Genomic DNA, 4,547 nt, shown 5'->3' with positions numbered 1-4,547 from the left:
TTATAGTCCATAAACAATCCCCCTTATTAATATATTTATTTGCATTGTATATTTTTTTTTAGGAATTGTCAATGATTTATATTAATATAGCACCTAAAACAAAAATACCTAAAATATCAGAATAGATTTCATCAAACTGAGAAATAGGAAGCGGATTTTGACCTTCGCCTACTTCAACAGTATATCCAGGTAAGTTGTAAGTTTGTATAAACCAATCTTTATAACCTGCAAAGCTTGAATTGAAAGGAGTTTCTTCTAAAGAATAACCGGCTAACTCTTGAAAATTCATTTCCAATATATAAAGCTCTTGGAGGATTGTAATTTTGGAATTGCCAGTAAATAACATTTCCTTGAGTATGGAATGATATTACTAAACTAAATTCATGCTGTAAAGTGAAATTGTAAATAGCAAGAGATTCTGGCTCTGTAAGAGGACCAAATCCAACAAAATCTCGAGGAGCTGGAGTTGTAAAACCTTGAGAAAATTTTATTTGTCTTGCTTGTTCCCAACCGAGCAGGGTATTGTAAATTCAAATCAATTCCGACGTATGTTTGCTTTCCAGCCATTAGGATATGGAATATTTGGATATCTATTTGCTATCAACCTAGTGTTTGTGTATAACGAAGAATTAGGACTTATTTCACCAGTTACTAAATCAACGCCATCAGGATTAACCATAGGCATGATATATATTGTACAATAGTTATAAATATTTCTTGCATTAACACCAAAAATAGGTAGATTATTAGCATAACAATAGCAATAATCAACTAAAAACTTCGTAACTAAAGGAGAGCAAATCCACTCATTTGCGTGGAAACTTGCGCTATAAAATACTTCCTTTTGTCCATTTCCAATTTTAATCACAGGAAGATTTTTTCCAAGAACACTTCTACCTATTGAAGTAATTTCAATAAAAGGATAAAGCCTTCTTAAACTATCTAAATTTACTTGTAAGATAGAAGAACTATAACTAATATTTGTTGGAACAATAAAACCTAATCCACCATCTATGTAAGGCCTTAAAGCAAGCCAAGTCCTAGGTCCAACTATACCATCTGGATTTAATCCATTTTGTTTTTGAAATTCAACTACAGCAGTTCTAGTAGAATTACCAAAAATACCATCAATTTGACCTGTATATAACCCTAAATAAATCAAGATATTTTGTAAAAATTCTACCATAGGACCACGAGATCCTAATCTTAAAATTTGCATTTAAATCACCTAAAATATTTTATGTGGATATGACAGTTTTGTGAAAAAATAGTTTAATTTTTATTGAAAAATTTCGTTTAAAATTTTTAGATATTAATATTTTTTTTAAAACACGATAAATTAAAGATTTTATTCAACAATTGTTTAAAAAGTTTATTTTAAAACTTATATGTAATTAAAAGGATGTGACTGATATGAATGTGGGAGGTGCTGAAATTGAAAGATCTATTGAAGATGATACGTCAATTTGGGGACTCCTTACTCCTATTGGTCGTCAACCTAATCTTGTTTTTATTTAATGGAATTAAATACATATTCTCATTGCCTACTCGTTTTGTCAAATATCTTAGGGAATTTTTGGCTGATACTGATTCTGTTTTAAAGGAAAGTCTAATTGCGCTTTCCATTTGTGCAGTAGGTGATTTATGTGCAGGTATTATTTTAGGAAACATGGAATTCTTCTTAAAAACCTATCCTGGCCTTATGGTAATCATTCCAGGTGCAATAGGTATGAGAGGTAATATTTTCGGTTCCTTCGGTTCCAGATTAAGCACTCACCTTCACATTGGTACCTTATCCCCTAAATTTGAAAGATCTGAAATATTGGATGAAAACATTGTTGCATCCCTTATTTTAACAATGGTGCTTTCAGTCCTTCTTGCAGTCATTGCAAAGATAATTTGTATTGTATTTAATTTCGAAAGCATAAGCATTTTTGACTTTGTATTGATTTCATTCATTGCCGGTTTAGTATCCACAATCATAATGCTTCCTGTTACAATGTTTGTATCCTTAAAGAGTTTTGAAGGTGGTTGGGACCCTGATAATATTACAACTCCGCTCATTGCAGCTATTGGTGACTTTTTCACATTGCCTGCAATCATATTAAGCGTAATCATTGTAGGATTTATAGCCAGCATTGAAATTGTAAAGATAATATTGTTCTGCATTGTTATTTTAATAACTGTTGTGGCCCTGATTTCAGGATGGACCTCTAACAATGATGTCAAGCATATTGTTAGACAATCAACTCCGGTTCTCTTTGTATGTTCCATTTTGGGAACAGTTGCCGGTGGAATATTGAATGATTCATTGACTACATTGCTCAAGAATCAAACATTGCTTACACTTGTTCCATTGTTCTCAGGTGAAAGCGGTGGTTTGGTCAGTATTTTAGGTGCAAGACTTGCTTCAGGCCTTCACTCAGGTTTAATCGATCCTGTACTTAGGCCTAAAAAGCATACCGTTGAGAATTTTGCAGCTATCCTGACATTGGCTATTATTATGTATCCTGTCATTGGATTTTTAGCTGAAAGCTCAACATTGGCATTTGGAAATATTGGAATAGGTTTCCCTGTAACCCTATTGATTAGTTTCCTTTCAGGAATGATTCTTATTCTTATAATGTTGCTTGTGGTCTTTTATATTTCCACTTTTTCATACAGGAGAGGATTCGATCCGGACAATATTGTTATTCCACTCTCTACAAGTTTGACAGATTCAATTTCAACCTTGATTTTGATTGGAGTTTCATTAGGAATTTTAAGTTTGATTGCTTAATTATTTTTTTTACTGATTTTTAGGGATTTTAAGTTGGGTTGTTTAATTTTTACTTTTTTCCCTGGTTTTTAGGGATTTTAACTTGGGTTGTTTAATTTTTACTTTTTTTTTTATTGGTTTTTAGGATTTTTGGATTTAAGATCATGGTTTTTTACTGGTTTTTAGGGATTTTATTCTTTTAAAATCATGTTTTTTAAATGGAGTTCAGGTTCAAAAACTTATATATTAAATATTTAGCCTGAAAACATCATATGTTTCTATATGGATAAATTCCTTTTTCCTCAAATTCCAATTCCAACCATCTCTTAAGTATAGGCTCAGAGATTTCATATAAACCATTATTTAAACTTATTAGTCCTTGATTTTGAAGATTGTTTAAATAATTGCTTAATGACCCTGTAGATATTCCCAATTCATTTGCAATATCTATTCTTCTTAACTGTTTTTCAAGCAATATAATAATTATTGTCTGTTCTCTAAATGACAGTCTTGCCCATATATTTATTAAATAAGAACTTATGGCTTGTATTTTTTTATCAAAACAGATTTTTATTGCTTCATCATCCAATTTCTCATTGATCGGCAACAATGATGCAAATATATTAACGTATGATGGAATTCCTGAAGTGCATTTATAAAATCTATCAAAACCATCATCTGTAAAGAGAATATATGGTGTTTTTTCTAATAAATAATCTCTGACTGTTTCTTTTTCAAATGGATTTATATTGATTGTAATCATTCTTCCTCCAAATGCTCCATTTTGGCTTGCAATTTCTGATATTAATTTGTCCTGTAAGCTCATTAATCCGGAAAATATGTATGCTACATTTCTTTGGTTTTGAATATAAGCTCTGATTTTCCATAAGAAGGACTCTTTGTAATTATTAAGCTCTTTTATAATCTGAAATTCATCAATGAAAATTAAAACCCCTTTAATCTTATCCTGATTTTCTTCATATATTTTTTCAGCTAAGTCAAATACAAAATCCATGAGTTTTCCTTCATTTGTTTCTTTTGAAAAAATTGGTACAGGTATTTTATCAAGTTTTACAAATTCTTTGATTTTAAAATCATTAGATTTAAAATATTTCTCTATTTTTTTATCTAAGGTGTTTAATCCTTTCTTTTTTGATTCAATGATTAGCTCTTTGAAGAAATGTTCCATTAAACCAATAATGCTCATTTGATTTTTTTGATAAGAAGCGGATTTTGAAAAATCCATATATACTACCAGATAATCATCATCAAGTTCCCTTTTCAGTTTTTTAAGAAAAACGGTTTTGCCTACTCCTCTTATGCCAGTCAATAGTATATCTGGAGCATGGCCATCCCTAGTTGACTCTAAAATATTTTTGAGATTTATCAATTCCCCTTCCCTGTTATAAAATTCTTCATCAGTTAAATTTTGATTATTTCCCCATGGCAAATCTGTCATAGCGAATCCTCCTGAAATGATGTATTATAAATTATAATATGTTTGATATGTATTATAAATTTTAGTACATATTATAAATTATAGTATGTTTGATATGTATTATAAATTTTAGTATGTATTATAAATTATAGTATGTTTGATATGTATTATAAATTTTAGTAAAAAATTTCTACCTTAAAAATAAACATTTTTTAAGGTTTTTAAATACTAAAATAAACAAAATTATATTTTTAGGTAAGCCTAAATATTTATATAATATTGAAAGATATATAATACATAATAGATAAAATAATTATTGTTTATATGCTTTTTAATAATCTTTTTTTAAGC

The 4,547-nt window shown here is 29.4% G+C and carries 4 protein-coding genes; 1 reads left to right on the top strand and 3 read right to left on the bottom strand.

What is annotated here, in order from left to right:
* Window positions 1-76: 76 nt before the first annotated feature.
* Both Q0138_RS05520 and Q0138_RS05515 read right to left on the bottom strand, forming a co-directional pair.
* On the bottom strand, window positions 77-346 hold the full coding sequence (locus Q0138_RS05520; protein WP_297981871.1) for a hypothetical protein: 270 nt from the start codon (window positions 344-346) through the stop codon (window positions 77-79).
* Between the two features lie 189 nt (window positions 347-535).
* Complete coding sequence (locus Q0138_RS05515) at window positions 536-1,219, bottom strand: peptidoglycan-binding protein (RefSeq protein WP_297981869.1); 684 nt, start codon at window positions 1,217-1,219, stop codon at window positions 536-538.
* Window positions 1,220-1,486: 267 nt separating this feature from the next.
* Here Q0138_RS05515 and Q0138_RS05510 point away from each other — a divergent pair, with 267 nt between their 5' ends.
* Complete coding sequence (locus Q0138_RS05510; protein WP_297981873.1) at window positions 1,487-2,779, top strand: magnesium transporter; 1,293 nt, start codon at window positions 1,487-1,489, stop codon at window positions 2,777-2,779.
* 247 nt (window positions 2,780-3,026) lie between these two features.
* Here the strand turns inward: Q0138_RS05510 and Q0138_RS05505 are convergent, their stop codons facing one another.
* Window positions 3,027-4,217 (bottom strand): ATP-binding protein, encoded by a 1,191-nt coding sequence (locus Q0138_RS05505; RefSeq protein WP_297981867.1) that lies wholly within the window; start codon window positions 4,215-4,217, stop codon window positions 3,027-3,029.
* Window positions 4,218-4,547 lie beyond the last annotated feature (330 nt).

Source organism: uncultured Methanobrevibacter sp., from assembly GCF_937906425.1.
GTDB lineage: Archaea > Methanobacteriota > Methanobacteria > Methanobacteriales > Methanobacteriaceae > Methanobrevibacter.
This window is presented reverse-complemented; position numbering and strand designations above follow the sequence as displayed.

Coding starts and splice junctions, on each gene's coding strand:
- Q0138_RS05520 (WP_297981871.1), bottom strand. CDS start 346: ATGTTATTTACTGGCAATTCCAAAATTACAATCCTCCAAGAGCTTTAT.
- Q0138_RS05515 (WP_297981869.1), bottom strand. CDS start 1,219: ATGCAAATTTTAAGATTAGGATCTCGTGGTCCTATGGTAGAATTTTTA.
- Q0138_RS05505 (WP_297981867.1), bottom strand. CDS start 4,217: ATGACAGATTTGCCATGGGGAAATAATCAAAATTTAACTGATGAAGAA.